This is a genomic window from Streptomyces lacrimifluminis, assembly GCF_014646095.1.
Taxonomy (GTDB): domain Bacteria; phylum Actinomycetota; class Actinomycetes; order Streptomycetales; family Streptomycetaceae; genus Streptomyces; species Streptomyces lacrimifluminis.
The window spans coordinates 120,650-145,893 of record NZ_BMMU01000010.1; the positions used below are offsets into that span (position 1 = coordinate 120,650).

Sequence of the window (25,244 nt, forward strand, 5' to 3'; positions counted from 1 at the left end):
GGGGTTGTCCACAGGCTGAGGGCGGGTGGTGGCCGAAGTCGGGCAACCCGGTCAGAATTCGGGCAGGGGATTCGGGCAGGCGCAACCGTACGGCGGAACACAGTGAGCCGGTCGTGCGGAAGTGGCCGGCGGGACAGACAGCGGAGGCAGCGATGAGGACAGCGGCACTGGGACCGGCGCAGCGCGCCGAGTCACTGGCAGCGATGGCCGAGCGTGAGCTGGACGTGCTGGTGGTCGGCGCAGGCGTGGTCGGTGCGGGCACCGCGCTCGACTCCGTGACCCGTGGCCTGTCCACGGGACTGGTGGAGGCCCGCGACTGGGCGTCGGGCACGTCGAGCAGGTCCAGCAAGCTCATCCACGGCGGTCTGCGCTATCTGGAGATGCTCGACTTCGGCCTCGTAAGGGAGGCGTTGAAGGAGCGCGGGCTCTTGCTGGAGCGGCTCGCTCCGCACCTGGTGAAGCCGGTGGCGTTCCTGTATCCGCTTCAGCACCAGGGCTGGGAGCGGCTGTACGCCGGGGCCGGCGTCGCGCTCTACGACGCCATGTCGATGGCCCGCGGGCACGGGCGGGGCCTGCCCGCGCACCGCCACCTGAGCCGCCGTCACGCCCTGCGTGTCGCGCCCGCCTTGAAGAAGGACGCGCTGGTCGGAGCGTTGCAGTACTACGACGCACAGATGGACGACGCACGCTATGTGGCCACCCTGGTGCGTACGGCGGCGGCGTACGGCGCGAAGGTCGCCAACCGCGCGCGGGTGACCGGCTTCCTGCGCGAGGGAGAGCGGGTCGTCGGGGCCCGGGTGCAGGATGTCGAGGGTGGCGGGGAGTACGAGATCCGCGCCCGGCAGATCGTCAACGCCACCGGGGTGTGGACCGACGACACCCAGGGGATGGTCGGCGAGCGCGGCCAGTTCCACGTCCGGGCGTCCAAGGGCATCCATCTGGTCGTGCCCAAGGACCGGATCCACTCGACGACCGGGCTGATCCTGCGTACCGAGAAGTCCGTGCTGTTCGTGATCCCGTGGGGCCGGCACTGGATCGTCGGGACGACGGACACCGACTGGGACCTGGACAAGGCGCACCCGGCAGCGTCCAGCGCCGACATCGACTATCTGCTGGAGCACGTGAACTCGGTGCTCGCGGTGCCGTTGACCAGGGACGACGTCCAGGGTGTGTACGCGGGCCTGCGGCCCCTGCTCGCCGGTGAGTCCGACGCCACCAGCAAGCTGTCGCGCGAGCACACCGTGGCGCATCCGGTGCCGGGCCTCGTGGTCGTGGCGGGCGGCAAGTACACGACGTACCGGGTGATGGCGAAGGACGCGGTCGACGCGGCGGTGCACGGGCTCGACCAGCGGGTCGCCGAGTGCGTGACGGAGGACGTGCCGTTGCTGGGGGCCGAGGGCTACCGCGCGCTGTGGAACGCCCGGGCGCGGACGGCCGCGCGCACCGGCCTCCATGTGGTGCGTGTGGAGCACCTGCTGAATCGGTACGGCTCACTGGCGCAGGAGGTCCTCGACCTGATCGCCGCGGACTCCTCGCTCGGCGAGCCGCTTCAGGGGGCGGAGGACTATCTGCGGGCGGAGGTCGTGTACGCGGCCTCGCACGAGGGGGCGCGGCATCTGGACGACGTGCTGACGCGGCGTACCCGGATCTCGATCGAGACGTTCGACCGGGGAACGCGAAGTTCCCGTGAGGCTGCGGAGCTGATGGCGCCCGTCCTCGGCTGGGACAAGGACCAGATCGAGCGTGAGGTCGAGCACTACGACAAGCGGGTGGAGGCGGAGCGCGAGTCGCAGCGGCAGCCCGACGACCTGACGGCGGACGCCGCGCGGCTGGGCGCGCCGGACATCGTGCCGCTCTGACGCCTCGGCACCTCCGGTCACGAACCGCGGGTTTCGGACTCCCGGCGGCTCCCCGGCCGCACCTCTCGAACTCCTGACCATCACTCGAACGGGTGTCGTGAGCTGGGATCTTTGCTCGGCACCCGTCCGTTCTACGGGGTGCGCGGGCAGAACTCGGCGGCGAGCGGGGCCGGTTCGAGGGCGGGGTCCGCGCTCGCGTCCGTGTTCGTTCGGGAGGGGGGAAAGCAGTGACAGCAGGTAGGACGGCGGATCGCTCGCTTCACGCGGTCTCCCTTCCCACAGGCCGCCGTCCGTCCCGAGGGGCACCCGGGGCACCGGCCGGTTGTCGGGTGAGGGACAATGGAGGCTCTGTCAGGGCGGGTTGCATGAGGGGACGCATGTCGGAGGCGGAGCGGACGGGAGCATCCCGTCAGGACAGGAGTGAGCGTCTCCTCGCCGGACGGTACCGGCTGGGAGGAGTCCTCGGCCGCGGCGGCATGGGTACCGTCTGGCGGGCGGAGGACGAGACCCTCGGCCGGACGGTCGCCGTCAAGGAGCTGCGGTTTCCGGGGAGCATCGACGAGGAGGAGAAGCGGCGGCTGATCACGCGGACGCTGCGCGAGGCCAAGGCGATCGCGCGGATCCGCAACAACAGCGCCGTCACCGTCTTCGACGTGGTCGAGGAGGACGACCGGCCGTGGATCGTGATGGAACTCGTCGAGGGCAAGTCGCTCGCCGAGGTCATCCGTGAGGACGGGCTGCTGGAGCCGCGGCGAGCGGCCGAGGTGGGCCTCGCGATTCTCGACGTGCTTCGGTCCGCGCATCGCGAGGGCATCCTGCACCGCGACGTGAAGCCGTCGAACGTGCTGATGTCGGAGGACGGCCGGGTCGTCCTCACCGACTTCGGTATCGCGCAGGTCGAGGGCGACCCGTCGATCACCTCGACCGGCATGCTCGTCGGCGCTCCCTCCTACATCTCGCCGGAGCGGGCCCGTGGCCACAAGCCCGGCCCGGCTGCCGACCTCTGGTCACTCGGCGGTCTGCTGTACGCGTCGGTCGAGGGTGTGCCGCCGTACGACAAGGGGTCCGCGATCGCGACGCTGACCGCCGTGATGACGGAGCAGCTGGAGGAGCCGAAGAACGCGGGCCCGCTGAGGGACGTGATCTACGGACTGCTCACCAAGGATCCCGCCAAGCGGCTCGACGACGCCGGTGCGCGCACGATGCTCAACGCGGTGATCCACGCACCCCAGCGCAAGCAGGCCGAGCCGGAGCCGGTTGACGTAACCAAGGTCGTGCCGTTGCCGCCCGTCCCCGGCACGACCAAGCGGGCGGACAAGGGCACGGAGAGCGGGAGTTCGGCCGACTCGGGCTCCGCGGGCAAGCGGGGCGAGGACGCCGGCGAGCGGTTCCGGGGGGCGTTCCGGTCCGTGAAGAAGGCAGCCGTCGCGGCGGGAGCGGGGGCGGGGGCGGCGGTGCGTACGAAGTCCGCCGACTCTGCCGGGGCTGCCGGTTCCGCCGAGGACGGGCGAGCGGCCGGGGCCGGAGCGGGTGCGAAGGTTGCGGCCTCCGAGACCGCGATCTCGGAGACCGCGGTCTCCGGGAGTGTGGCTGCCGCCGGTACGGCGGACGAGGCTGTGAAGAGCAGCGGTGTGGCGGAAGCCGGGAAGCCGGCCGGGGGCACTGTTCAGGGGGCCGTTGTTCCAGGCGCTCGGGACGGTCAGGCTCGGGACGGCGGGGCGCGGGGCGGTAATTCCGGCACCGACGGGCGGAGCTCGGGGTGGCCTGTGGTGCCGCCGCCGGATCTGCCACCTCGGTCCGTGCCCAGGGCGCCTATCACCGACGTGGTGCCGAAACGCACGCTGGTGATCATCGCGGTGGTCGTCGCGGTCATCGTGCTCGGCGTGGTGCTGGCCCTCGTGCTCGGGGGTGACAAGTCCACCGACAGCTCCGCCGGCGGGGAGAAGAGCGGCGGGGACAAGGTGACGTCCACGTCCTCCGCCTCCGCCGAGACCAAGGAGGACAAGGACGAGGGCACCCGTACGGACGGTGGGCAGAGCGCCGACCCCACGAAAAGCGCGGAGGCGGGGACCGGCTCGGGCACGGTAGCGGGTTCGGGGACCTCGCCCACTGCGTCGGCGACTGCGTCCGGTGAGTCCGCGGGTGTGTCCACGCACACGAACGGGCAGGGGTTCTCCATCGGACTGCCCGCCGGGTGGAAGTACGAGTCCACGGGAGCCGCGGGGGCCCGATTCGCGGGGCCTGACGGGCAGAAACTGCTCGTTGGGTGGACCACCACGCCCAAGAGCGATCCCGTGGCTGACTGGAAGAACCAAGAGCAGTACATGACGCGTTCGCAGTACGACCGGATCCGAATAGAGAAGGTGGACTACCGAGGCTGGAACACGGCCGACTGGGAGTTCACCTACACGGAGGGCGGGACGAAGTACCGGTCGGTGGACCGGGGGTTCGTCGTCCACGACCAACTCGGATATGGGCTCATGTACACGGCGAAAGCGTCGAATTGGGACAGTGGGCTGCGCAAGGAGACATGGCGGACCTTCACGGAGACGTTCGAGCCGAAATCGTGATGCCCGCGCTTCCGAGTTGAGGCCGTGAGATCTCGAATCCCCTCTTTGCGAGTTGCCTCCGGCACGTATCGTGAGTTGTTGCGGACCGTACGCATGCAGAACGGGACGTAAGGCGAACGGAATTGAGCAGCGGGACGGTCGGGGGAGGCATCGTGGAGGAATATGCGGGGCGGGTACTCGCCGACCGCTACCGCCTGCCGCTGCCGCCGTCCGATGAATTCGAACAGCGCGAAGCCCGGGCCTTCGACACGTACAGCGGACAGGAAGTCCTGGTCAGGCAGGTGCCGTTGCCCGAAGTCGTCGAGGCCGAGGTGCTCGACGCGGACGGGCTGCCAGACGGTTTCGTGGCGCGGGAGGGGCGTCGGGCACGGGGCGCTGCCACGCGGTCCGCGGCCTCCCGCCGACCCAGCGATCCGACCGTACGGCGTGCCATCGAGGCCGCGCAGGCCGCCGCGTCCATCCCTGATCACCCACGGCTCGACCAGGTCTTCGACGTGTTCGCGCAGGGTGGCTCGCTGTGGATAGTGAGTGAACTGGTGCCGGCCCGGTCACTGGAGTCGCTGCTCGCCGAGAAGCCGCTGACCCCGTACCGCGCGGCCGAGGTCGCCGCCGACGTCCTCATGGCCCTGCGGGTGCTGCACGCCCACGGCTGGGTGCACCGCAACATCACCGAGCGCACGGTGCTCGTCTGCGACGACGGGCGCGTGATGCTCACCGGGCTGGCGGCCGGGGCGGCCGAAGAGGCGCTGTGCGGATACGACCCGGTACCCGGCCGGGACACGCAGGGGACGGCCGGGGCGCCGGAGGACGCGAAGCCCATAGGCGGCGCGAGCGCCGCAGTTGGCGCTCCGGGGCCCGGTGGCCGTGGTGGTGTGGGTCATTCTGGGGAGGGCTACGGCGTTACCGGGGGTACGTTCGCCGGGGACCCAGAGGCTGCCCGGCGTGCCGCCATCGAGGCGCGCTCCGGTGCGGGTTCGGCGGGCGGTCGTGGCGCGGGCGGTGGGTACGGGCAGTCACCGGCTTCGTCGGCGGGCGGGCCGGGCGTGGCGAGGCCGCAGGGCCTGACCGGCGGCGGGGCCGGGGGCCAGGGCCGTCCCGGCGGGAGTTACGGGGCCGGCGGGGGTACGTTCGCCGGGGATTCCGGGGCGGATCCCGAGGCTGCCCGGCGTGCCGCCATCGAGGCGCGGACCGGGGGAGGGGTGCCCGGGGCCGGCGTCGACGGGAGCAACTCGGGCTCCACCGGGGGTGAGCGGCAGGCGTTGGAGACCGGGGGGGACATCCGGGCGGCGCGGGCCGGGGCGATCGCCGCGTATCGGGCGGGAGCCCGTGCCGCGGCCCGGGTTCAGGAGGCAGAGCAGAGCGGCCGTACCGCGCTGCCCGGCGCCCGGCCTTCGATCGAGGCGGCCGGCGACACGGGTGGCGGTGGCGGCGCGTACGGCACCGGTGTGGAGCGGGGCCCGGCCACTCCGCCTCCGGGACAGATCGCAGACCCCTACGGCGTGCGCAACGCGACCGCCTGGAACGGCGTCGCCCCCGCGACCGGGGTTGCCGGGCACGGCCCGCAGGTCGGGCACGCCGGACAGGCGCGGACCACACTGTCCGCCGCAGGAAGCGGCGCAGCGCCGGGCGGCGTCGCCGACAGTGTTCCGCACCAGCAGCCCCGCCCGCTCACCCACACCAACGCCCACCCTCAGGGCCAGCCCTCGCCGGAGGACCACGCCCCAGGCCGGCCGCCGGGCCGTTGGGACGACAGGGCCGTCGCCGATGCCCCCAGGCGTGGGCCGGCCACCGCGCTGGCCGCCGAGCGGGCGCGGCAGGCACGGATGGCTGTTGTCGGGGCGGTGACCGAGCGGTGGGCGCCCGAGCAGGCCGGGCCGGTGCACGAGAACTGGCAGCTGGCCGCGCCCATCGGTCCCGCGACCGACCTGTGGGCGCTCGGCGCGCTGCTCTTCAGGGCCGTCCAGGGGCATGCGCCCTACCCCGAGGAGTCGACCGCCGAGCTGGTGCAGCTGGTGTGTGCCGAGCCGCCCGCCTTCGCGGAGGAGTGCGGGCCGCTCAGGCCCGTCGTGGAGTCGCTGCTGCGCCAGGACCCCACCGAGCGCCTCGGCTTCGAGGAGCTGAACGGCTGGCTGCGCTCCCTAGTCCGCTCGGCGCCGGAGCCGGAGGCCGGTGCGCACGTCGTCGCCGCGCCGCCCACGGATCCGCGCCGGCTGCCGATCGTGCGGCGCAGGGGCGAGCTGGTGCGCAGGCGCCGGGCAGGGCTGCCCGCGACCGGTCCGCACGGCCGCCACAAGCGGGGCAGGCAGGAACAGCGGGCGCCCCGCAAACTGGGCCGCAACCTGCTCCTCCTGATACTGCTCGCGCTGGCCGCGGCAATCGCGTACGCCATGTTCTTCATGCCGAAGGCCGGCAGCGACGGAGCACAGGACGGGGAGCGGACGGGTTCCGCCGGCGAGGTGAGCGCGGCGCCGGAGCAGTCGGCCGACAATCCGGACGCGAGCAGTGAACCGCGGCCCGAGCAGACCTCGCCCGATGGCGGAAAGGGCAACGGCACTTCCCCGTCGGCCGGTTCGTCGTCGTCCGAGTCGCCGCCGGCCGACGGGCCCGATGTCGCCGCCGGTTTCACCGTGCGCACCGACCCCGCGGGCTTCCGCGTCGCCGTGGCCAACGGCTGGGACCGGACGGGCAGGAACGGGCGCGGCCAAGTCGTGTACTCGCACGGCTCGTTCGAGCTCATCGTCGTACCGGGCCGGGACACCACCAAGGCGTACGGCGCCGATCCGATGGCGTACCAGCGGGAGCGGGAGTACGAGTTGCAGCCGTTCCGCGACTCCACCTGGGCCACGTCCAGCGGGATGCGGACCATCGAGGTAGGCGGACGGACCATGGCCGAGGGGCAGTTCACCTGGCAGAACAGCTCCGGCAGCGAGGTGTTCGTACGCAATCTCGCGATCGTCGTCGACGGCCGGTACCACGTGGTTCAGATGCGCGGGCCGGAGGCCGAGCGGGACGAGGTGACCCGGCTGTACGAGCAGGCGGCGGCGACCTATCAGCCCACCGGCTGACCGTGGGGTCCTGCCCGGCGGGCAGATCCGTCACAGTGCCGTCCCCGTATGGCCCCCTGCGGTTCCGTCCGGCGAGGGCGCTCCTTAGTCTTGCCCCTGTCAAGACCATTGCGGGGAAACGTGAATCAGATGCAGGGCCAGCTCCTCGCGGGCCGCTACCGGCTCGTCGACGTCATCGGCAGCGGTGGCATGGGCCGGGTGTGGCGCGCGCACGACGAGTTGCTGCACCGTGCTGTCGCCGTCAAGGAGTTGACGGCCGCGCTGTATGTGTCCGAGAGCGAGAAGGCCGTGCTGCTCGCCCGTACGCGGGCCGAGGCGCGCGCCGCGGCGCGGATCAACCACTCCGCCGTCGTCACCCTGCACGACGTGCTCGACCACGACGGCCGGCCGTGGATCGTGATGGAGCTGGTCGAGGGCAACTCGCTGGCCGACGCGGTCAAGGAGGCCGGGCGCGTCGAGCCGCGCGAGGCGGCCCGGGTCGGACTGTGGGTGCTGCGCGCGCTGACCGCCGCGCATGCCGCAGGCGTACTGCACCGGGACGTCAAGCCCGGCAACGTGCTCCTCTCCCAGGACGGCCGTGTGCTGCTCACGGACTTCGGCATAGCCCAGGTCGAGGGGGACACGACCATCACCCGGACCGGAGAGATCGTCGGGTCGGTCGACTACCTCGCCCCGGAACGGCTGCGCGGTGAGGACCCCGGACCGTCCTCCGACCTGTGGGCGCTCGGCGCCACGCTGTACACGGCCGTCGAGGGCCGGTCCCCGTTCCGCCGCACCTCCCCGCTGACCACCATGCAGGCGGTCGTCGAGGACGAGCCCGCCGAGCCGCGGTACGCCGGTCCGCTCGGACCCGTCATCACGGCGCTGCTCCTCAAGGATCCCGCCGTACGGCCCACAGCGGCCGAGGCCGAGCAGATGCTCGCGGAGGCGGCGGAGGGGCGACGGCCCCGCGCGGCCCAGCAGTACGTGCCGACGCAGCACGTCGGGACGGTGCGTTCGCCCGCGGAGGGGGAGGTCGGAACCTTCCGGATAGGCGGGGCGGCAGCGGCGGTCGGCTCCGCCACCGCGCAGCAGGGGACCGTCGCCGGGCCCGCCGCTCCGGGCAGGCCGCGCCGCCGGGGCCGTACGATCGCCCTCGTCGCCGCGCTGGTCGTGCTCGCCGCCGGGGGCGGAGCGGTCGCGCTGCACCAGTGGAACCAGGGGCCGCGGACGGTCGGTTCCGCCTCCCCGGCCTCCCCGTCCGCCCCGTCCGCCTCACGCTCTGCCTCTGCTTCCGCCTCCGCCTCCGCGTCTGTCAGTCCTTCCGGTGTTGCCGCTGCTCCCTCCGTGCCGGAGGGCTGGGCACGGGTCGAGGATCCAGCGGGTTTCAGCCTCCCGCTGCCCAAGGGGTGGACGCGGACGGAGGAGAACGGCCAGATCGACTACTCGCCCGACGGCGGCGAGCACTTCCTGCGCATCGCCATCGACGAGTCCCCGGACTTCGACGACCCCTACCTCCATCTGCTCGACCTGGAACGGCAGCTCAAGCGGCTCAGCGAGTACCGGAGGGTGAGCCTGGAGTCGAACGTCTACCGCGACCGCAAGGGCGCACTCTGGGACTTCACCTGGACCGCCCTGGCCAAGGACTCGGAGTTCCCGGGGCCCCGGCGGGCCGCCGAGCAGGCGTATCTCGGCCTGGACGGAGCCGAGTACGTGATCTACATGTCCGCTCCGGCGGCCGACTGGGCGACCGCGAGCGAGCAGTTCACCGTGGTGATGCGAGGGTGGCGGCCGAACTCCGGCTGACCGGTCCGCTGCCCAGCGGCCTGGGACGGCGGTTGTCGGTCATCCGCCGCGCACCGTCCCGGAGTCCCGCCGTCCGGTGCGGCATGATGAGGCGCATGGGGACCGAGGGGGAGAGCTTCCGACTGATCGCCGGGCGGTACCGCCTGGAGACGAGGCTCGGCCGTGGCGGTATGGGTGTCGTCTGGCGGGCGACGGACCAGCTGCTCGAACGGCGGGTCGCGGTCAAGGAGTTGACGCAGGACACCTCCCTCGCGACGGACGAGGCCCGGCTGCGGCGCGACCGCAGCCTGCGCGAGGCGCGTGCGGTCGCCCAGTTGCACCACCCGCACATCATCGTCGTGCACGACGTCGTCGAGGATGACGAACGCCCGTACATCGTCATGGAGTTGATCGACGGCGGCTCGCTCGCCGACCGGATCTCCCGGCGCGGCCCCGTCGACGCCGACGAGGCCGCCCGGATCGGCATCGCCCTGCTCGGCGCCCTGGGTACGGCGCATGCCGCCGGCGTCCTGCACCGGGACGTCAAGCCCGCGAACGTGCTCCTTGAGGACGCCACCGACCGGATCGTCCTCACCGACTTCGGCATCGCCCAGGTCGCGGGCGCGACGACGCTCACCGAGAGCGGCTCCTTCGTGGGCTCGCCCGAGTACACCGCGCCCGAGCGGATGTCGGGGGTCAGGACCGGGCCGGAGTCCGACCTGTGGTCGCTCGGCGCGCTGCTCTGCACGGCCCTGAGCGGTGAATCACCGTTCAGGCGTGACTCGTTGGGCGGCATCCTGCACGCCGTCGTGATCGACGAGGTAAGGCCACCGGCGCAGGCCGCGCCGCTTCTGCCCGTCGTCCGGGGCCTCCTGGAGCGCGATCCGGAGCGGCGCCTCGACGCGGCGGAGGCGGAACGGATGCTGCGGGCGTTCCGGGCGACCGGGCGTACCCCGAAACTGTCGGCCGCGTACACGCCGGGCCGGCAGCAGAGCCAGCGACGCGAGGAATCCGGCGGCCGGGAGGCGACGCCGACGATCTCGCTCCGCAAGGCCTCCTCCCGCAATGCTTCCTCCCGTACGGCGGACCAGTCGCCGCGGGCCTCGGGGCGGGCCGCGCTCATCGCCGCGGTGCTGGTCGCGGCGCTGGCCGGGGCCGGGGTGTCCGCGGCGGCGCTGCTGCTGAACTCGGAGGACGGCGGGGGCGGCACGCCGAAGGACACGGCGACGGCGACGGTGTCGGCAACGGGGTCGGGGGCGACAGAGGTGTCGCCCAGCAGAACGGGGGTGGCACCCGGTACGGCAGGGGGGTCGCCCGTTACGTCGACGGTGTCGCCCGGTGCGACCGAGGGAACGCGGGGCACTGCCGGGCCGTCCCCTTCTGCCCCGACCGCTCCCTCCGGCTACCGCCTCGCCCACGACCCGCGCGGTTTCTCGCTCGCCGTCCCGGACGGCTTCACGCGTTCCGAGCAGAAGGAGCGCGTCTTCTATGTTTCACCGGGGGAGACTTTCCGCCTCGGGATCAAGATCCTCGACCCTCAACCGGGGGGCCCGCTCGCGGTGATGGAGCGGGCGGACGCCAACGGGTCCTCCACGAACCCGGGTTACCGCGACGGGCGGGTCACCGCGACCGTGCACGCCCAACAGGTCGCTGCACTATGGGAGTTCACCTGGGACGGCTTCAGTGCGGCCGAGGGGCCACGGCACACCTATGACCTGTGCTGGGAGGAGGGCGGGCGGATGTACGACGTGTGGGTGTCGGCGCCCGTCGGCAAGGTGCGGGAGGCGAAGGAGTATTTCGATGTCGCCCTGGACACCTTCGTCACGGCCGGCTGACCGGAAAGCAACGGAAAGCGACAAAGTGATGGGGTGGCGATTTCACAAGCGGACAGCCGCCCTGACAAGTCCCCTTTTCCCGGTCCTGCCCACCCGCAGGGCGAACCCCCCGCCGGGACGGGAAGCCGCCTTCGCGTACCAAAGCCCGCTACGGCGCCACCACTTGACCGCGCCCAGACCTTTCGGTAGCGGCGGCAAAGGCAACACCCTCTCCCCGAGCCGGAGTTCACCGCTCCACACGCCCGGCCCCAGCTCGGCGACGGGCACCTGGACGCTGAACTGCTCGCCGTGCGGGGGCCGTACGGCGGTGAAGACCACCGTGGTGCCCGGCTCCTCCTCGTTGCGCAGGTGCACGGTCAGCGCCCCGCGCGGGTACGCGCCGAGCGTGCAGCGGCCGGTGATCAGCAGCTCGGTGGGCCGGCCGGCGTGCCAGCGGACGTCCCCGAACGTGATCCGCTTCAGCACCGGATGCTTCCGCTCGCCGAGATCGATCGTGTAGTTGCCGTACGGGACGGTGGTGTAGAGGGTGACGGCACGCCGGCCGCGTACGGTCTCCGTGATCCGTACGTCGGGACGGCCGGGCAGCCGGTCGGCCCGGCTGCTGCCTATGCGCACCTCGCGGGTGAGCCCCTGGGCGCCGACGGCGAGGGAGATGTCCCACAGCCCGTCGTCGAGGGGCGATCCGTCGGCGACGGAGTCGATGTCGAAGGCGGCCTCGAATCCGGCCCTCTCGTACGAGTACTGCCCCTCGTCCTCCTCGGCGCCGACGCACGGGGACGCGGTGTGGGCGACGGGCAGCCGGTACTCGGTTCCCGACTCCCGCTCACGCAGGACGAGCTCGGTGGTGATGTCGTGCGTCTCCACCCGGCGCAGATACGCGTACCCGGCCAACCGCACCCGGGTGCCGCGCAGTTCGGCCCGTGAGACGTGATGACGTATCTCTGTTTCGTGCTGTCTCAGAGAATTCGTTTCGGGCACGGTCATCGTCACGCTCTCCCAACAGTGCGAAATGTGAAGTGCGAATGCGCGCGCCGTAATCGGGTATGCGTGGCGACTGGCTCGTGAAGATACCGTGACCCGATCGTGTCTTCAAGGTAAGAGCGCCGTGATCATCCTGCTCAGCGAGGTGAGCCGGGTCACCCTGGAAACGCGCTTGGTCCCGCCTGTGAGCAGGCTGAATACGAACTCTGCTAAAACGTCGACATGGACCTGGGTACCGGCGTGGGCAACGAGCTGTTCGGGCGTGCGCACGCCCGGCAGCGCTGGGCGGCGCGCGGTGCGCTCGGAGCCGCCGGGCTGGCCGTGCTGCTGCCGATCGGCTACTCGGGCATGGGCAGCCTGCTGCTCGGGGTGTTCGGTGTGGGCGGGGCGGTGCTCACCGCCGCCGGCCTGTGGTGGGCGCTCGCCCGGCGCGGCCTCGTGCGGGGCGTCGGAGCGGTGCTCGCCGTCGCCACACCCATCGCCGTTGTCGTCCTCTTCGCCGCCGCCAACCTGCTGGGGCCGGCGATCGCCTCCCTGGCCCTGTGGGTCGCCGCCCTGTGGGCCGGAAAGTTCGCGCTGAGCAGCACCAGGTCCCACGTCCTGGCGGTCCCCGAGTACGAGTCGCCCGCGCCCCTGCGGCCCTTCCTCCTCATGAACCCGCGCTCCGGCGACGGAAAGGTCGAGCGTTTCCGGCTGCGTCAGAAGGCGGAGCTGCTGGGCGCCCGCGTGTACCTGCTCAACTCCGACAGACCAGAACCCGAGGATGTCGTCGCCCTGGCCCGGGAGGCGGTCGCGGCGGGCGCGGATCTGCTCGGCGTGGCCGGCGGCGACGGCACCCAGGCCCTCGTCGCGGGTGTCGCCGCCGAACACGGCCTGCCCTTCCTGGTCGTGGCCGCCGGTACGCGCAACCACTTCGCCATGGACCTCGGCCTCGACCGCGACGACCCGGCGGCCTGCCTCGACGCCCTCACGGACGCGGGCGGGGTCGAGCTGAAGGTGGACCTCGGCTTCCTCGACAGCGGCATCGACGGTGTCGGCGGCGCAGACGACGCCGGTACGGCGGACAGCCGCCCCTTCGTCAACAACGCCTCCTTCGGCGCGTACGCCTCGATCGTGCAGAGCCCCGCCTACCGCGACGACAAGGTCGGCACCACCCTGGGGCTGCTGCCCGAGCTGCTCACGTTCGAACGCGGCCCGACACTGACCGCCCGGGCCTACCCCCAGGCGCGGACGGAGCCGGGGGAGACGGTCATCCACGCGCCGCAGGCCGTGCTGGTCAGCAACAACCCGTACCGCATGGACGACCTCGCCGGCCTCGGCCGCCGCGAGCGCCTGGACGCCGGACTCCTCGGGGTGCTCGGCATCAAGGTCGAGGACGCGGCCCAGGCCGCCGAACTGCTGCTCGGCCGGTACGCCACCGGCATGACCGTCGTCACCGCCCACGAGGTCGTCGTCGACGCGGACCTGCCCGAGATCGAGGTCGGTCTTGACGGCGAGGCACTCGTCCTGCCCACCCCCGTCCGCTGCCGCGTCGAACCGGGCGCCCTGCGCGTCCGCGTCCCCCGCAACCGGCCGGGGGTGCCCGCCCCGACGCCCCCCATGGACTGGCGGCGGCTGCGCAAACTGGCGGCGACGGTCGGCCGTACGGCACTGCCCCGCCGTACGACGGACGCCCTGGACCGGCGTCGACAAGCATCGGCCTCGCAGGGTAGGGATGGGACATGAGCAACGGCGGGGACGGCGGCGCGCACCAGGGTGGGGGGAACCGCAATGGGAGCGGCAAAGGTGACGAGGGGCGGCTGGTCGGTGGCCGGTACCGGCTGACCGAACGCATCGGTTCCGGCGGCATGGGCACCGTGTGGCGTGCCCAGGACGAACTCGTCGAGCGTGAGGTCGCCGTCAAGCAGCCGAGGCTGCCCGGGGACCCGCGGGACGCCGCTCACCAGCGGATCGCCCACCGCCTCCACCGGGAGGCACGGGCCGCCGCGCGCGTCGACCACCCCTCCGCCGTCTCCGTCCACGATGTCGTCGTCGAGGACGGACTCCCCTGGATCGTCATGGAGTTGGTGCGCGGCGAGTCGCTGCACGAGGTGCTCCAGCGTGGCGCCCTCAAGCCCGCCGAGTCCGCGCGCATCGGCCTCGCCGTGGTCGGCGCGCTGCGCGCCGCGCACTCCGTCGGGATCGTCCACCGGGACGTGAAACCCGCCAACGTGCTGCTCGGCCGGCATGGCCGGGTCGTCCTCACCGACTTCGGCATCGCCCACATCATGGGCGAGGAATCCCTCACGATGAGCGGCGAGTTCGTCGGCTCCCTCGAGTTCATCGCACCCGAGCGCATGGCCGGCCGGGGCGCCGGACCGCCCTCCGACCTGTGGTCGCTCGGCGTGCTCCTGTACGCGGCCGTCGAGGGCTGGTCCCCCTTCCGCCGTACGACCGTGGAGTCCACGCTCGCCGCGATTCTCGCCGCCGAACCGGTCAAGCCCCAACAGGCCGGCCCACTCGGCCCGTTGCTCGTGCGGATGCTGGCGAAAAATCCTGCCGAGCGCCCCGACGTGGACGAGGTCACCGCCGCCCTGGAAGCGGTCGCCAAGGGCTGGCCGCTGCCGAAGGCGCCGGAGCGCGCCGAGTTGACGACGGCTCAGGAGCCGTCCGGGACAAAGGAGTTCGCGGACGACTCGGGAACGGTACGGCTGAAGGCCGAGGGTGTGACACCCGAGTCCGCGTCCGCCGCCGCTTCCGGGCCGGAGACGGTCGTACCCGGCGCATCGGTACCCGAGGCCGCCGTGCCCAAGCCCTCGCCCGAAACCCGCGCCACCTCGCTGCCCGCCGCGAAACCGCCGCGTCGCCGGCGTCCCCTGCGGCTGGTCCTCGCGGTTCTGGCCGGTGCCGTAGTGCTGGTGGCCGTGGGCATGCTGGTCCAAGGGGCATCCGTCGAGACCGGCGGCGAGGACGCGGCGGTCGCGGCGGAGGAGGCGCGCGGCACCTCGGACGCAGAACCCACCCCGGAGCCCGAACCCACCCTGGACAACTGGCTGGCCCACGAGGAGAAGGACCTGAAGGCGGTCCTCGCCCTGCCCCGCCAGTACGTCCGTTTCCACGAGCAGGGCGATGCCGTCGACCAGCCCCGGATGGCGCTCTACGACAACGACGAGGCCATCCAGGTCCGCCTCACCCTGTGGGACAAGGCACCCCGTTCACCGCTGGGCCAGGCGAAGGAGGCCGCCGAGATCTGGTCGGGATACGGCGAGTCGACCACCCGGTACACCGACACGACCGTCGACGGTTACGAGGCCGTCCAGGCGGACACCGCCTACGAAACCGAGGGCAGGCTCGTCCGGGTCATGCAGGTGGAGATCCTGACCGACGACGCCAGGCTGTACGAGCTGCGCGTCGACATGCCCAAGGGGACGCCCGACGAGAAGCGGGGGATGGACGTCTTCAAGGGCGCGCGCGACCGGCTCGAAATCGACAGGAGCTGACTCCCGGCCGGCTCCCGGCCGCGGAAAAGTGACGCAATCCGCTGTCCGGGGCCGTATCCGGGTGCGCGCGCGACGCCCAACGCCCTGATCAGCGGATTCGTTGCCAGCGCTCACTGGCGGCATGCCGCCGAGAGCCGACGCCGTGTGCGTACTCGGTGAATCCGGGTTACCCATGGGTACCCAAAGCCTCCGAGCCGTCATACCCTGCGGCTCATGACGGACACGCAGGCCCCGGTACAGCCCGGCACCGACGCCCCCACCGGTACGAACCCCCTGGCACCCGCGCCCACAGGCGCCCGCACCGCCGCCGACGTGGTCACCCCCGAGCTGGTCGCCCAGCTCACCAAGGGTGTCGTCGGCTCCGGTCGCACCGCCAACCACACCCCGTTCACCGGCGAGAAGCTGGCCGACCTGCCCGAGTCCACCCCCGAGGACGTCGAGAAGGCGTACGCGCGGGCCCGCGTGGCCCAGGCCGTCTGGGAGCAGACCCCGGTACGGCAGCGCGCGGCCGTGCTGCTCCGCTTCCACGACCTGGTGCTGGCCCGCCAGGCCGAGGTGCTCGACCTCATCCAGCTGGAGACCGGCAAGGCCCGCCTGCACGCCCACGAGGAGGTACAGGCCGTCGCCGTGGCCGCCCGCCACTACGGCCGCATGGCCCCCAGGTACCTGAAGCCGAAGCGGCACGCGGGTGCGATGCCCACCCTCACCAAGGTCACCGAACTCCGCCACGCGCGCGGGGTGGTCGGTCAGATCGCCCCCTGGAACTACCCGCTGGAGCTGTCGGTCGGCGACGCGATCCCGGCCTTCGTCGCGGGCAACGCCGTCGTGATGAAGCCGGACACGGAGACCTGTCTGACGGCTCTCTGGGCCCGGGACCTGCTCATCGAGGCGGGTCTGCCCGCCGATGTCTTCCAGGTCGTCCTCGGCGAGGGCCCGGTCATCGGCCCCGAGGTCGTCAGGCACGCCGACTACGTCTCCTTCACCGGCTCCACCCGAACCGGCCGCGAGGTCGCGCAGGGCGCCGCCGCGCGTCTGGTCGGCGTGTCGCTCGAACTCGGCGGCAAGAACGCCATGTTGGTCCTGGAGGACGCCGACATCGAGAAGGCGGCGGCGGGCGCGGTCCGGGCCTGCTTCTCCTCCGCCGGGCAACTCTGCATCTCCATCGAGCGGTTGTACGTCCACGAGTCCATCGCGGACGCGTTCGTCGAGCGCTTCGCGGCCCGTACGAAGGCGATGCGGCTCGGCACGTCCCTGGCGTACGGCGCCGACATGGGCTCGCTGGTCGGTGAACGCCAGCTGGAGACGGTGACGAAGCACGTCGACGAGGCGGTAGCGAAGGGCGCGAAGGTCCTCGCGGGCGGCACTGCCCGGCCGGACATCGGCCCCTACTTCTACGAGCCGACCATCCTCGACGGCGTCGAGACCCCGATGGCCGTCTGCTCGGAGGAGACCTTCGGCCCGGTCGTCTCGATCTACCGCTTCAGGACGGACGACGAGGCGGTGGCCCTCGCCAACTCCACGCCGTACGGCCTGAACGCCTCCGTCTGGACGAGGAGCGCCGCCCGTGGCCGCGCCGTCGCGGCCCGCGTGCGCTGCGGCACGGTCAACGTCAACGAGGGCTACGCGTCCGCGTACGGCAGCGTCCAGTCGCCCATGGGCGGCATGAAGGACTCCGGCCTCGGCCGCCGCCACGGCTCCGAGGGCATCCTCAAGTACACCGAGGCCCAGACGATCGCCCAGCAGCGCCTGCTGCCGATGGCCCCGGCCCTGGGCATGGACGACGAGAAGTACGCGGAGTTCATGAGCAGGAGCCTGCGGGTGATGAAGGCGCTCCGCCTGCGTTGAACGCCCCCATCCGCGTCAACGGCTGAGCGCCGGGCAAGAGTTGTGTTCTCAACGAGGAGAGCAAGTGTCGTACGACAGCGATCACGACTACGACTATGACGTCGTCGTCGTCGGCTCCGGCTTCGGCGGCTCCGTCACCGCCCTGCGCCTGACCGAGAAGGGGTACCGGGTCGGCGTGCTGGAGGCGGGCCGCCGCTTCACGCGCGACACGCTCCCCAGGAACTCCTGGGACCTGAAGAACTATCTCTGGGCGCCCAGGCTCGGTATGTACGGCATCCAGCGCATCCATCTGCTGGGCAACGTGATGGTGTTGGCGGGCGCGGGTGTCGGCGGCGGTTCGCTGAACTACGCCAACACCCTCTACGTACCGCCGAAGCCGTTCTTCGACGATCCTCAGTGGGGAGACATCACGGACTGGCAGGGGGAGCTCCGTCCCTACTACGACCAGGCCCGGCGCATGCTCGGCGTACGGCTCAACCCGACGATGACCCCCTCCGACGTCCACCTCAGGGCGGCGGCCGAGCGGATGGGCGTCGGCGACACCTTTCACATGGCGCCGGTCGGTGTCTTCTTCGGAGACGGAGCGGACGGAGAGGGAGGGGAGCGCGCGGTGAAGGCGGCGCCCGGGGAGCAGGCCCCGGACCCCTACTTCGGCGGCGCCGGGCCCACGCGCAGGGCGTGCACCGAGTGCGGAGAGTGCATGACCGGCTGCCGGCACGGCGCGAAGAACACCCTCAACGAGAACTACCTCTACCTGGCCGAGAAGGCGGGCGCGGTCGTCCACCCCCTGACGACGGTCGTGTCCGTCACGGACGACTCACGCGGCGGCTACGCGGTCGCCACGCTCCCCACTGACAGGAAGAAGAGCGGAGGACGCACCTTCACGGCCCGACGTGTCGTCCTCGCGGCCGGCACGTACGGCACCCAGACCCTGCTGCACCGGATGAAGGCGGGCGGTCAACTCCCGCGCCTCTCCGACCGGTTGGGCGAGCTGACCCGTACCAACTCGGAGGCGCTCGTCGGCGCCCAGACCGACGACCGCCGCTACCGCAGGGTGACGGGCGAGACGAAGGTCGACTTCACGCGCGGAGTCGCCATCACCTCCTCCATCCACCCCGACGAGAACACCCACGTCGAACCGGTCCGCTACGGCAGGGGCTCGAACTCGATGGGAGGCCTGTCGATCCTCCAGGTTCCTTACGCGGAAGGGTCGTCGAGGGCCCTGGGCTGGCTGGCGAACGCTGCCCGCCATCCCCTCCTGGTCCTCCGCTCGATCTCCAACCGTCACTGGTCGGAGCGGACCATCATCGGCCTGGTGATGCAGTCCCTGGACAACTCCCTGACCACCTATCTGAAGCCGAAGGGCGCGGGCAAAGGCCTCCTGACGGCCCGTCAGGGACACGGCTCCCCCAACCCCAAGCAGATCAGGGCGGCGACGGAGAGCGCCTCGGCCATCGCCGAGGAGATCAACGGCTTCGCCGGCAGCAACGTGGGCGAACTGATGGGCATGCCGCTGACCGCCCACTTCCTCGGCGGTTGTCCGATCGGCGACTCACGGGAGACGGGCGTGATCGACCCGTACCACCGCCTGTACGGCCACCCCGGTATCTCGGTGGTCGACGGCGCCGCGGTCTCCGCGAACCTGGGCGTCAACCCGTCCCTCACGATCACCGCTCAGGCCGAACGCGCGATGTCGTACTGGCCGAACAACGGCGAGGCGGACCCGCGTCCGGCCCAGGGCGCCGCGTACGAGCGTCTGCAGCCGGTCGAGCCGAAGGCGCCGGCGGTCCCGGCGGAGGCGTTCGGCGCGCTGCGCCTGCCGTTCCTGGGGATGCCGACGGTGCCGGAGAAGAAGTAACGGACGGGCGCCGAACCGCACAAGGAGACCGGGAGCAAGGAGACCGGGAGTGGAGAGACCGAAAACAAAGAGAAGGACCCGCGCCCCCCTCCGAGCGCAGGTCCTTCTCTTGTTCTTGTGGGAGGCCGATTACGCCTCCGAGCCCGCCTTCCGGCGACGCATCGCGAACACCGCACCCGCACCGGCGACGACGGCGACACCGCCGACCAGGCCGATCATCGGCAGGGCCGAACTGGAGCCGGTGTCGGCGAGGTTGCCGCTCGGCAGGTCGGAGACGCTGCCCTGGGGCTTGTGGACCGGGTCCTTGGAGCCGCTGTCGCCCGGCGTGGCCGTACCCGGGTCGGGGTTCGCGGAGCCGGACTTCAGGACCTCGAAGTCGTACTGGGCCCAGCCCTCGGCGATGCAGTCCTGGCCTTCGACGTTGTCGATGTAGGCGCCGGAGCCGAAGGAGTAGGCGTCGCCCGCGGGGGCCCGCTTGTCGATGCTGACGCGCAGGTCGACGGACTCGCTCGCCCCGGCCTTCAGCTTGTCGACGTAGAAGAAGTAGTCGCCGGCCCAGTCGTCGTCGCCGATCCGGTCCCAGCTGCCGGTCTCCGGGTTCTTGAACTCCAGGTCGACGTACGGGCTGAGGAACTTCGCCTCGTCGAACTCGTAGTTCTCGATCTCGGCGTAGAAGGCGACACCCTTGATGTCGGCCTCCGAGTCGTTGGTGACGACCAGCTCGAAGCCGTGGAACCCGTCGCCCGCGACGATCTTGCCCGGCAGGCCCTTGATGTCGGCGGACACCTTGGCGTCGCTGTAGTCCTCGTCGAGGTCCTCGCAGAACGGGACGTCGGGGTCCGTCGGCGACTCGCTCGGCTCGGCGGAGACCGAGGGGGAGGCGGAGAGCGACGAGGAGACCGACGGAGAGGGCGAAGCGGAGCCGCTGGCGGTCGCGGTCGCGCTCGGCGGGACGCTGGTCGACGGTACGTCGGACGGCAGGCCGGTGTCGGGCGGCGTGGCCGACGCGGTGTCGCTCGGGGTCTGCGACGGGGTCCCGGTGACGGCCGTCTCGGCAGGGGATGCCGAGGGCGACTCGTCAGCGAACGCGGTGGGCGCGGACAGCAAAGCCAGCGGGGCTATGACAGCTGTCGCCGCTGCTGCGGCCATGGCACGGCGAAGCTTCATGAAGACCTCGAGCTCTCGGACATCCAGGTGCGGGGCACGGACGTGGCCCCTGGTTCTGAACGTGTGACATGCGGTGGCTGTGAATGGTTGCTCTTCACTCACGGAAAATTTATGTGTGCTGGGTCACATGCGGGCCACCCCCAGGTTTTGGATGTGGGCCGGTTGTGGATCCGCTTTCGGATCACCTAGAAATATCCCTCGTGTCTGATAATCAGTCCGACGGCAAGCCGTCCGAAGAGTTCGAGCCGTCGGTTCCCGACGACGTCTGGGAACAGTTCACCCGTGACACCGAGCGGGACATCCGTGCCTCCGCGCAGAAGGAACCGTCCGCGCGGGCGCGGATGGTCACCGAACGGCTGCGCCAGCAGGACGCGCGCGGCGAGCGGCCCGCGGGCTGGCGCACCGACCCCGGGCGGCAGAAGGTGAACGACCGGGCGGTCCGGCGTCGACGCGGGTGGGTGATGGTCGGCGTACCGCTGGCGATCGCCGTGGCCGTGGTGGCCATGAAACCGTCTCTGCTCCCGGGTGATCCCTTCGGCTCCGCCCGGTCGGACGGAACCTCCGGGACCGCCCCGCTGCCCGAGGAGACGGCGGCGCCGTCCACTCCGCCGCCGGCGGCGGACCCGGATGTCCCGACCCTTGCCAGGCCGTTCGCCGGATCCCCCGCCGAGCAGTACGCGGACGGCGCTGCCGGGATCGTCCTGCCGCCGGCCAAGGCGCTGGGCTCGTTGTCGAAGGCCCAGGTGGAACGGGCGCTGCGGCAGACCAGGCAGCTGCTGATCGTTGCGAACCTCGACTCCGCCACCCTGCGCGGAGGGCGCCCCGAAGCCGCGCTCAAGGTGATCGACCCCACCCAGAAGGACCTGCTCGGCGACCTGAACACGGCCCTGCGCCGACCGGACGAGAAGCATGATCCGCTGTCGATGTTCAGCCGGTTCAACCCCGCCGAGGTGCGCCTGACCGGTCACGTGATCAAGACCCGCGGGCGGATGACGTTCGAGGCGGGCGAACGCGACACCGTCGTCGTGCACGCCGACTACACCTTCGTCTACCCACTGGTGCGCGCCGACGCCGGCGCGACCGAGGTGGCCCGGACCATCGTGCGCCGGGTTCTCGAGATCGAGCTCTACGACCCGGCCAAGTACCAGGTCACTCCGGGGAAGATCAGTGTCGTGCGCCACCGCAGTTCGTTCGGCAACTCGGACTGCGAGGTGTTCGACGGCTATTTCCACCCGCACTTCGACTCGGACGCCGCTACGGCGGGTGCCAACCCCGGCCCCACCATCGACCCCTACGATCGCAGCGACGAAGTGGCCGACGGAAGGTGCGGGACCGCCACGCGTACGTGAGCCCCGGGCGCCGGGCGTGGCAAAGGGCCCCGCGGGGCGGAGCCGCGGGGCCCTTCTCCGTCAGCACCGGCGTCAGGGCAGCGCCGGTGCCTGGGGGAAGCGGCGCCGGGGGGTTGCGCCGCATGGTTGGTCTGTACCCGTGGTCGGGGCCCGGCGTACGGGAAGCACACCTGGTCTGGACCAATGGCAGTCAGGAATCGCGGGACAACGCGCTTGCCTGACAGGGGACTTGGGATGGTTCTTGCATCGTGCTGGAAGGCCGTCGAGTACGCAACCTTTTGACCCGGGCTCGTACTCTTGAGGCCGTTGTGCGGTGTCTGCCGTGCCGTCCGCCTGTGCTGTGCCGGTCGGCCCCGGGCGTCCCCGGAACCGACCGTTCTCGGAGGTGACCGGGCCGCTGTCCCCTGCGGTCCGGTCACGATCACTGGAGCCACGCGTGGTTCGGGCGGGCCCGCCCCTGGCTGGCACGGACACCGGTACCAACGAAGAGCGCGTACGGCGGTCACGCGCCGGACGGGTGAGACGGCGCCCGAACTCAGTTACGACCCCGGACCAGGTCTCAGATCCGGCCCCGGCACAGCTCCAGCAACGTCATCGCGAGGGAGGTGCCGGGCCTGCCCAGCGCGTCCCGGTAGTGGCTGAGGACCTCCAGCTCACGGGAGAGGTTCACCCGCCGCCCGCCGGAGGCGATGCGCGTCTCCTGCACCACGGCGGACACGGCCATCCGTTCCTGGACGAGACCAATGATCCGGTCGTCGAGGGCGTCGATGCGTTCACGTGCGCCGGCGATCAGTTCGGTGGCCTCGGCGGCGTCGGTGATGGTCATGCGGGGCTCCTTGTCGGACGGGGTGGCGCACCCCGGACCGGCAGGACCCGGAAACGGCAGGCGCCCCGGGCCTTGTCGGCCCGGGGCGCCTGGGAAGTCGCTTGTCAGTTGCTCAAGCAGCACGACCATGGCAGCCGGTGGGCCGGTTGCCATAGGTAAAGAGGAAGGTCGGGTGCGTGAGCATGGGGGTCAGTATGCACGGAGAGGGGTGCCCTTCCAAGCCGGGGCTTGATCTTTCAGCACCGGCCCGCGTCTCCAGCCCGTCGGGGGTCCCCCTCCGGGAGTTTGAGGACAAGGCCCGGTCAGGGCCGTGGCGGGGGTCTGGGGGCGCAGCTCCCAGTGACGGCGAGGTGTCCAACCTCCACCCCGGTAGAATCGCCCCCACAGACCCCCGCCCAACCGCCGGAAGGCCCCCGTGTCAGCAGCGACCCCCGCCCCCGACACCGTCCTGGTCGTCGACTTCGGTGCGCAGTACGCCCAGCTCATCGCCCGCCGGGTCCGCGAGGCCCGGGTCTACAGCGAGATCGTGCCGAGCACCATGCCGGTCGAGGAGATGCTCGCCAAGAACCCCGCGGCGATCATCCTTTCCGGCGGCCCCTCGTCGGTGTACGCGGAGGGCGCCCCCAGCGTCGACCGCGCCCTCTTCGAGGCCGGCGTCCCCGTCTTCGGCATGTGCTACGGCTTCCAGCTGATGGCGACCACCCTCGGCGGCACGGTCGACAACACCGGAGCCCGTGAGTACGGCCGTACGCAGCTCGCCGTCACCAAGCCGTCCTCGACCCTCTTCGAGGGCACCCCGGCCGACCAGACGGTGTGGATGTCCCACGGCGACGCCTGCTCCGCCGCCCCCGAGGGCTTCTCGGTCACCGGGTCCACGGACGTCGTCCCGGTCGCCGCGTTCGAGAACGACGAGAAGAAGCTGTACGGGGTCCAGTACCACCCCGAGGTCATGCACTCCACGCACGGCCAGCAGGTCCTCGAACACTTCCTCTACCGGGGTGCGGGCCTGACCCCGTCCTGGACCACCGGCAACGTCATCGACGAGCAGGTGGCGCTGATCCGCGAGCAGGTCGGCGACAGGCGTGCCGTCTGCGGCCTCTCCGGCGGCGTGGACTCCGCGGTCGCCGCAGCCCTCGTACAGAAGGCCATCGGATCCCAGCTGACCTGCGTGTACGTCGACCACGGCCTGATGCGCAAGGGCGAGACCGAGCAGGTCGAGAAGGACTTCGTCGCCTCGACCGGTGTCACGCTGAAGGTCGTCGACGCCGAGGCGCGCTTCCTGGACGCGCTCGCCGGGGTCTCCGACCCCGAGGAGAAGCGGAAGATCATCGGGCGCGAGTTCATCCGCGTCTTCGAACAGGCGCAGGCCGAGATCATCGCGGACGAGGGTCCCGAGGTCGCCTTCCTGGTGCAGGGCACCCTCTACCCCGATGTGGTCGAGTCCGGTGGCGGTACCGGCACCGCCAACATCAAGTCCCACCACAACGTGGGCGGGCTGCCGGAGGACCTCGAGTTCGAGCTGATCGAACCCCTGCGCAAGCTCTTCAAGGACGAGGTCCGGATGGTCGGCCAGGAGCTCGGCCTGCCGGACGAGATCGTCCAGCGCCAGCCGTTCCCCGGCCCCGGCCTCGGCATCCGGATCGTCGGCGAGGTCACCAAGGACCGCCTCGACCTCCTCCGCGAGGCCGACGCCATCGCCCGCGAGGAACTGACCGCCGCCGGCCTCGACCGCGACATCTGGCAGTGCCCGGTGGTCCTCCTCGCGGACGTGCGCAGCGTCGGCGTCCAGGGCGACGGCCGTACCTACGGCCACCCGATCGTCCTGCGCCCGGTCTCCTCCGAGGACGCGATGACCGCCGACTGGTCCCGCCTCCCCTACGAGGTCCTGGCGAAGATCTCGACGCGCATCACCAACGAGGTGGCGGACGTCAACCGCGTCGTCCTCGACGTGACGAGCAAGCCGCCGGGCACCATCGAGTGGGAGTAGTCCCGCAGGACCTGAAGAGGCAGGCTGTGAAGGTCACGTCCGCTTGAGAGTCCGCACCGGCTCTCCGGGCTGCCAGACCTGGACGACCAGGTATTTCTCGTCCTCCACAAAGGTCCGCACGACCTCCGTCGGCTCGGTGCGGAAGAGGTGGAACGGCTCCGGCGGTTCCACCTCTTCCGCGTACGCGGCCTTGGCGGCCGGATCCTCGACCTCGTACGCCCGGCCGCTGATCCGCACATCACCGCCGCCCGTGTCCGCCCCCGGGCCCGGGTTCGCCTGGAGGGCGAAGCGTGGGTCGCGGCGCAGGTCCCGCGCCTTCAGCGAGTCCGGCATCATGGCGAGCCACAACTCGCCGTGCAGGAAGCGGACTTCGAGGCCCGAGGTGCGCGGCGAGCCGTCCTTGCGGAGGGTGGCGAGAGTGTGGTGGGTGAAGGCGCGGAAGCGCTCTTCGACGGTTGTGGCCAGGTCGGGTTCCGCGGTGGTGAATACTGCCCAGTTCATGGAACCGAGTCTGACGCGGATACCCGACACCCTGTGACGTGTATTCGCCGCCGGCTCGACCGATGTCTCGTCGGTGTCTCGGGTCCCTGGCTCAGGTATCTGTTTCATCTCTTCGCCAACATCCCTGTTCTCCTGCGCGGACCGACGGTAACTTCCGC

The 25,244-nt window shown here is 71.3% G+C and carries 15 protein-coding genes; 11 read left to right on the top strand and 4 right to left on the bottom strand.

Going from position 1 to position 25,244, the window contains the following annotated elements:
* Positions 1 to 152 precede the first annotated feature (152 nt).
* From IEY89_RS17260 to IEY89_RS17280, 5 genes are all read left to right on the top strand, one after another.
* On the top strand, positions 153 to 1,859 hold the full coding sequence (locus tag IEY89_RS17260; RefSeq protein ID WP_189148297.1) for a glycerol-3-phosphate dehydrogenase/oxidase: 1,707 nt from the start codon (positions 153 to 155) through the stop codon (positions 1,857 to 1,859).
* Between the two features lie 377 nt (positions 1,860 to 2,236).
* On the top strand, positions 2,237 to 4,429 hold the full coding sequence (locus IEY89_RS17265) for a serine/threonine-protein kinase (RefSeq protein ID WP_189148298.1): 2,193 nt from the start codon (positions 2,237 to 2,239) through the stop codon (positions 4,427 to 4,429).
* Positions 4,430 to 4,581: 152 nt separating this feature from the next.
* On the top strand, positions 4,582 to 7,494 hold the full coding sequence (locus IEY89_RS17270; protein ID WP_189148299.1) for a serine/threonine kinase C-terminal domain-containing protein: 2,913 nt from the start codon (positions 4,582 to 4,584) through the stop codon (positions 7,492 to 7,494).
* 129 nt (positions 7,495 to 7,623) lie between these two features.
* A complete protein-coding gene (locus tag IEY89_RS17275; protein WP_189148409.1) occupies positions 7,624 to 9,279 on the top strand; it encodes a serine/threonine-protein kinase in 1,656 nt (551 codons plus the stop codon).
* Between the two features lie 95 nt (positions 9,280 to 9,374).
* Positions 9,375 to 11,093, top strand: coding sequence for a serine/threonine-protein kinase (locus tag IEY89_RS17280; RefSeq protein WP_189148300.1), 1,719 nt, complete (start codon positions 9,375 to 9,377; stop codon positions 11,091 to 11,093).
* A gap of 42 nt (positions 11,094 to 11,135) precedes the next feature.
* On the opposite strand, the gene IEY89_RS17285 is transcribed toward IEY89_RS17280, so the two are convergent.
* Positions 11,136 to 12,077, bottom strand: a complete 942-nt coding sequence (locus IEY89_RS17285) for a hypothetical protein (protein ID WP_189148301.1) — start codon at positions 12,075 to 12,077, stop codon at positions 11,136 to 11,138.
* Between the two features lie 219 nt (positions 12,078 to 12,296).
* Between IEY89_RS17285 and IEY89_RS17290 the strand changes: the two genes are divergently transcribed.
* The 4 genes from IEY89_RS17290 (at position 12,297) to IEY89_RS17305 (ending at position 19,256) form a co-directional block, all read left to right on the top strand.
* Positions 12,297 to 13,799: a diacylglycerol/lipid kinase family protein gene (locus IEY89_RS17290; RefSeq protein WP_373287253.1), complete on the top strand. Its 1,503-nt coding sequence runs from the start codon at positions 12,297 to 12,299 to the stop codon at positions 13,797 to 13,799.
* On the top strand, positions 13,796 to 15,553 hold the full coding sequence (locus IEY89_RS17295) for a serine/threonine-protein kinase (protein WP_189148302.1): 1,758 nt from the start codon (positions 13,796 to 13,798) through the stop codon (positions 15,551 to 15,553). The genes IEY89_RS17290 and IEY89_RS17295 overlap by 4 nt, the downstream gene beginning before the upstream one ends.
* Before the next feature lie 213 nt (positions 15,554 to 15,766).
* A complete protein-coding gene (locus IEY89_RS17300; protein ID WP_189148303.1) occupies positions 15,767 to 17,398 on the top strand; it encodes a succinic semialdehyde dehydrogenase in 1,632 nt (543 codons plus the stop codon).
* Between the two features lie 64 nt (positions 17,399 to 17,462).
* A complete protein-coding gene (locus tag IEY89_RS17305; RefSeq protein WP_189148304.1) occupies positions 17,463 to 19,256 on the top strand; it encodes a GMC family oxidoreductase in 1,794 nt (597 codons plus the stop codon).
* Between the two features lie 129 nt (positions 19,257 to 19,385).
* On the opposite strand, the gene IEY89_RS17310 is transcribed toward IEY89_RS17305, so the two are convergent.
* Complete coding sequence (locus tag IEY89_RS17310; protein WP_189148305.1) at positions 19,386 to 20,423, bottom strand: LAETG motif-containing sortase-dependent surface protein; 1,038 nt, start codon at positions 20,421 to 20,423, stop codon at positions 19,386 to 19,388.
* A gap of 200 nt (positions 20,424 to 20,623) precedes the next feature.
* On the opposite strand from IEY89_RS17310, the gene IEY89_RS17315 reads away from it, so the two are divergent.
* On the top strand, positions 20,624 to 21,772 hold the full coding sequence (locus tag IEY89_RS17315; protein ID WP_189148306.1) for a hypothetical protein: 1,149 nt from the start codon (positions 20,624 to 20,626) through the stop codon (positions 21,770 to 21,772).
* A gap of 559 nt (positions 21,773 to 22,331) precedes the next feature.
* Here the strand turns inward: IEY89_RS17315 and IEY89_RS17320 are convergent.
* Positions 22,332 to 22,598 carry a chorismate mutase gene (locus IEY89_RS17320; RefSeq protein ID WP_189148307.1) on the bottom strand — a complete coding sequence of 89 codons (267 nt, stop codon included), beginning with the start codon at positions 22,596 to 22,598 and terminating at the stop codon, positions 22,332 to 22,334.
* Positions 22,599 to 23,013: 415 nt separating this feature from the next.
* On the opposite strand from IEY89_RS17320, the gene guaA reads away from it, so the two are divergent.
* On the top strand, positions 23,014 to 24,585 hold the full coding sequence (gene guaA, locus IEY89_RS17325) for a glutamine-hydrolyzing GMP synthase (RefSeq protein WP_189148308.1): 1,572 nt from the start codon (positions 23,014 to 23,016) through the stop codon (positions 24,583 to 24,585).
* Positions 24,586 to 24,618: 33 nt separating this feature from the next.
* Here guaA and IEY89_RS17330 read toward each other — a convergent pair whose 3' ends face one another.
* Positions 24,619 to 25,086, bottom strand: a complete 468-nt coding sequence (locus IEY89_RS17330) for a pyridoxamine 5'-phosphate oxidase family protein (protein WP_189148309.1) — start codon at positions 25,084 to 25,086, stop codon at positions 24,619 to 24,621.
* Between the last annotated feature and the right edge of the window lie 158 nt (positions 25,087 to 25,244).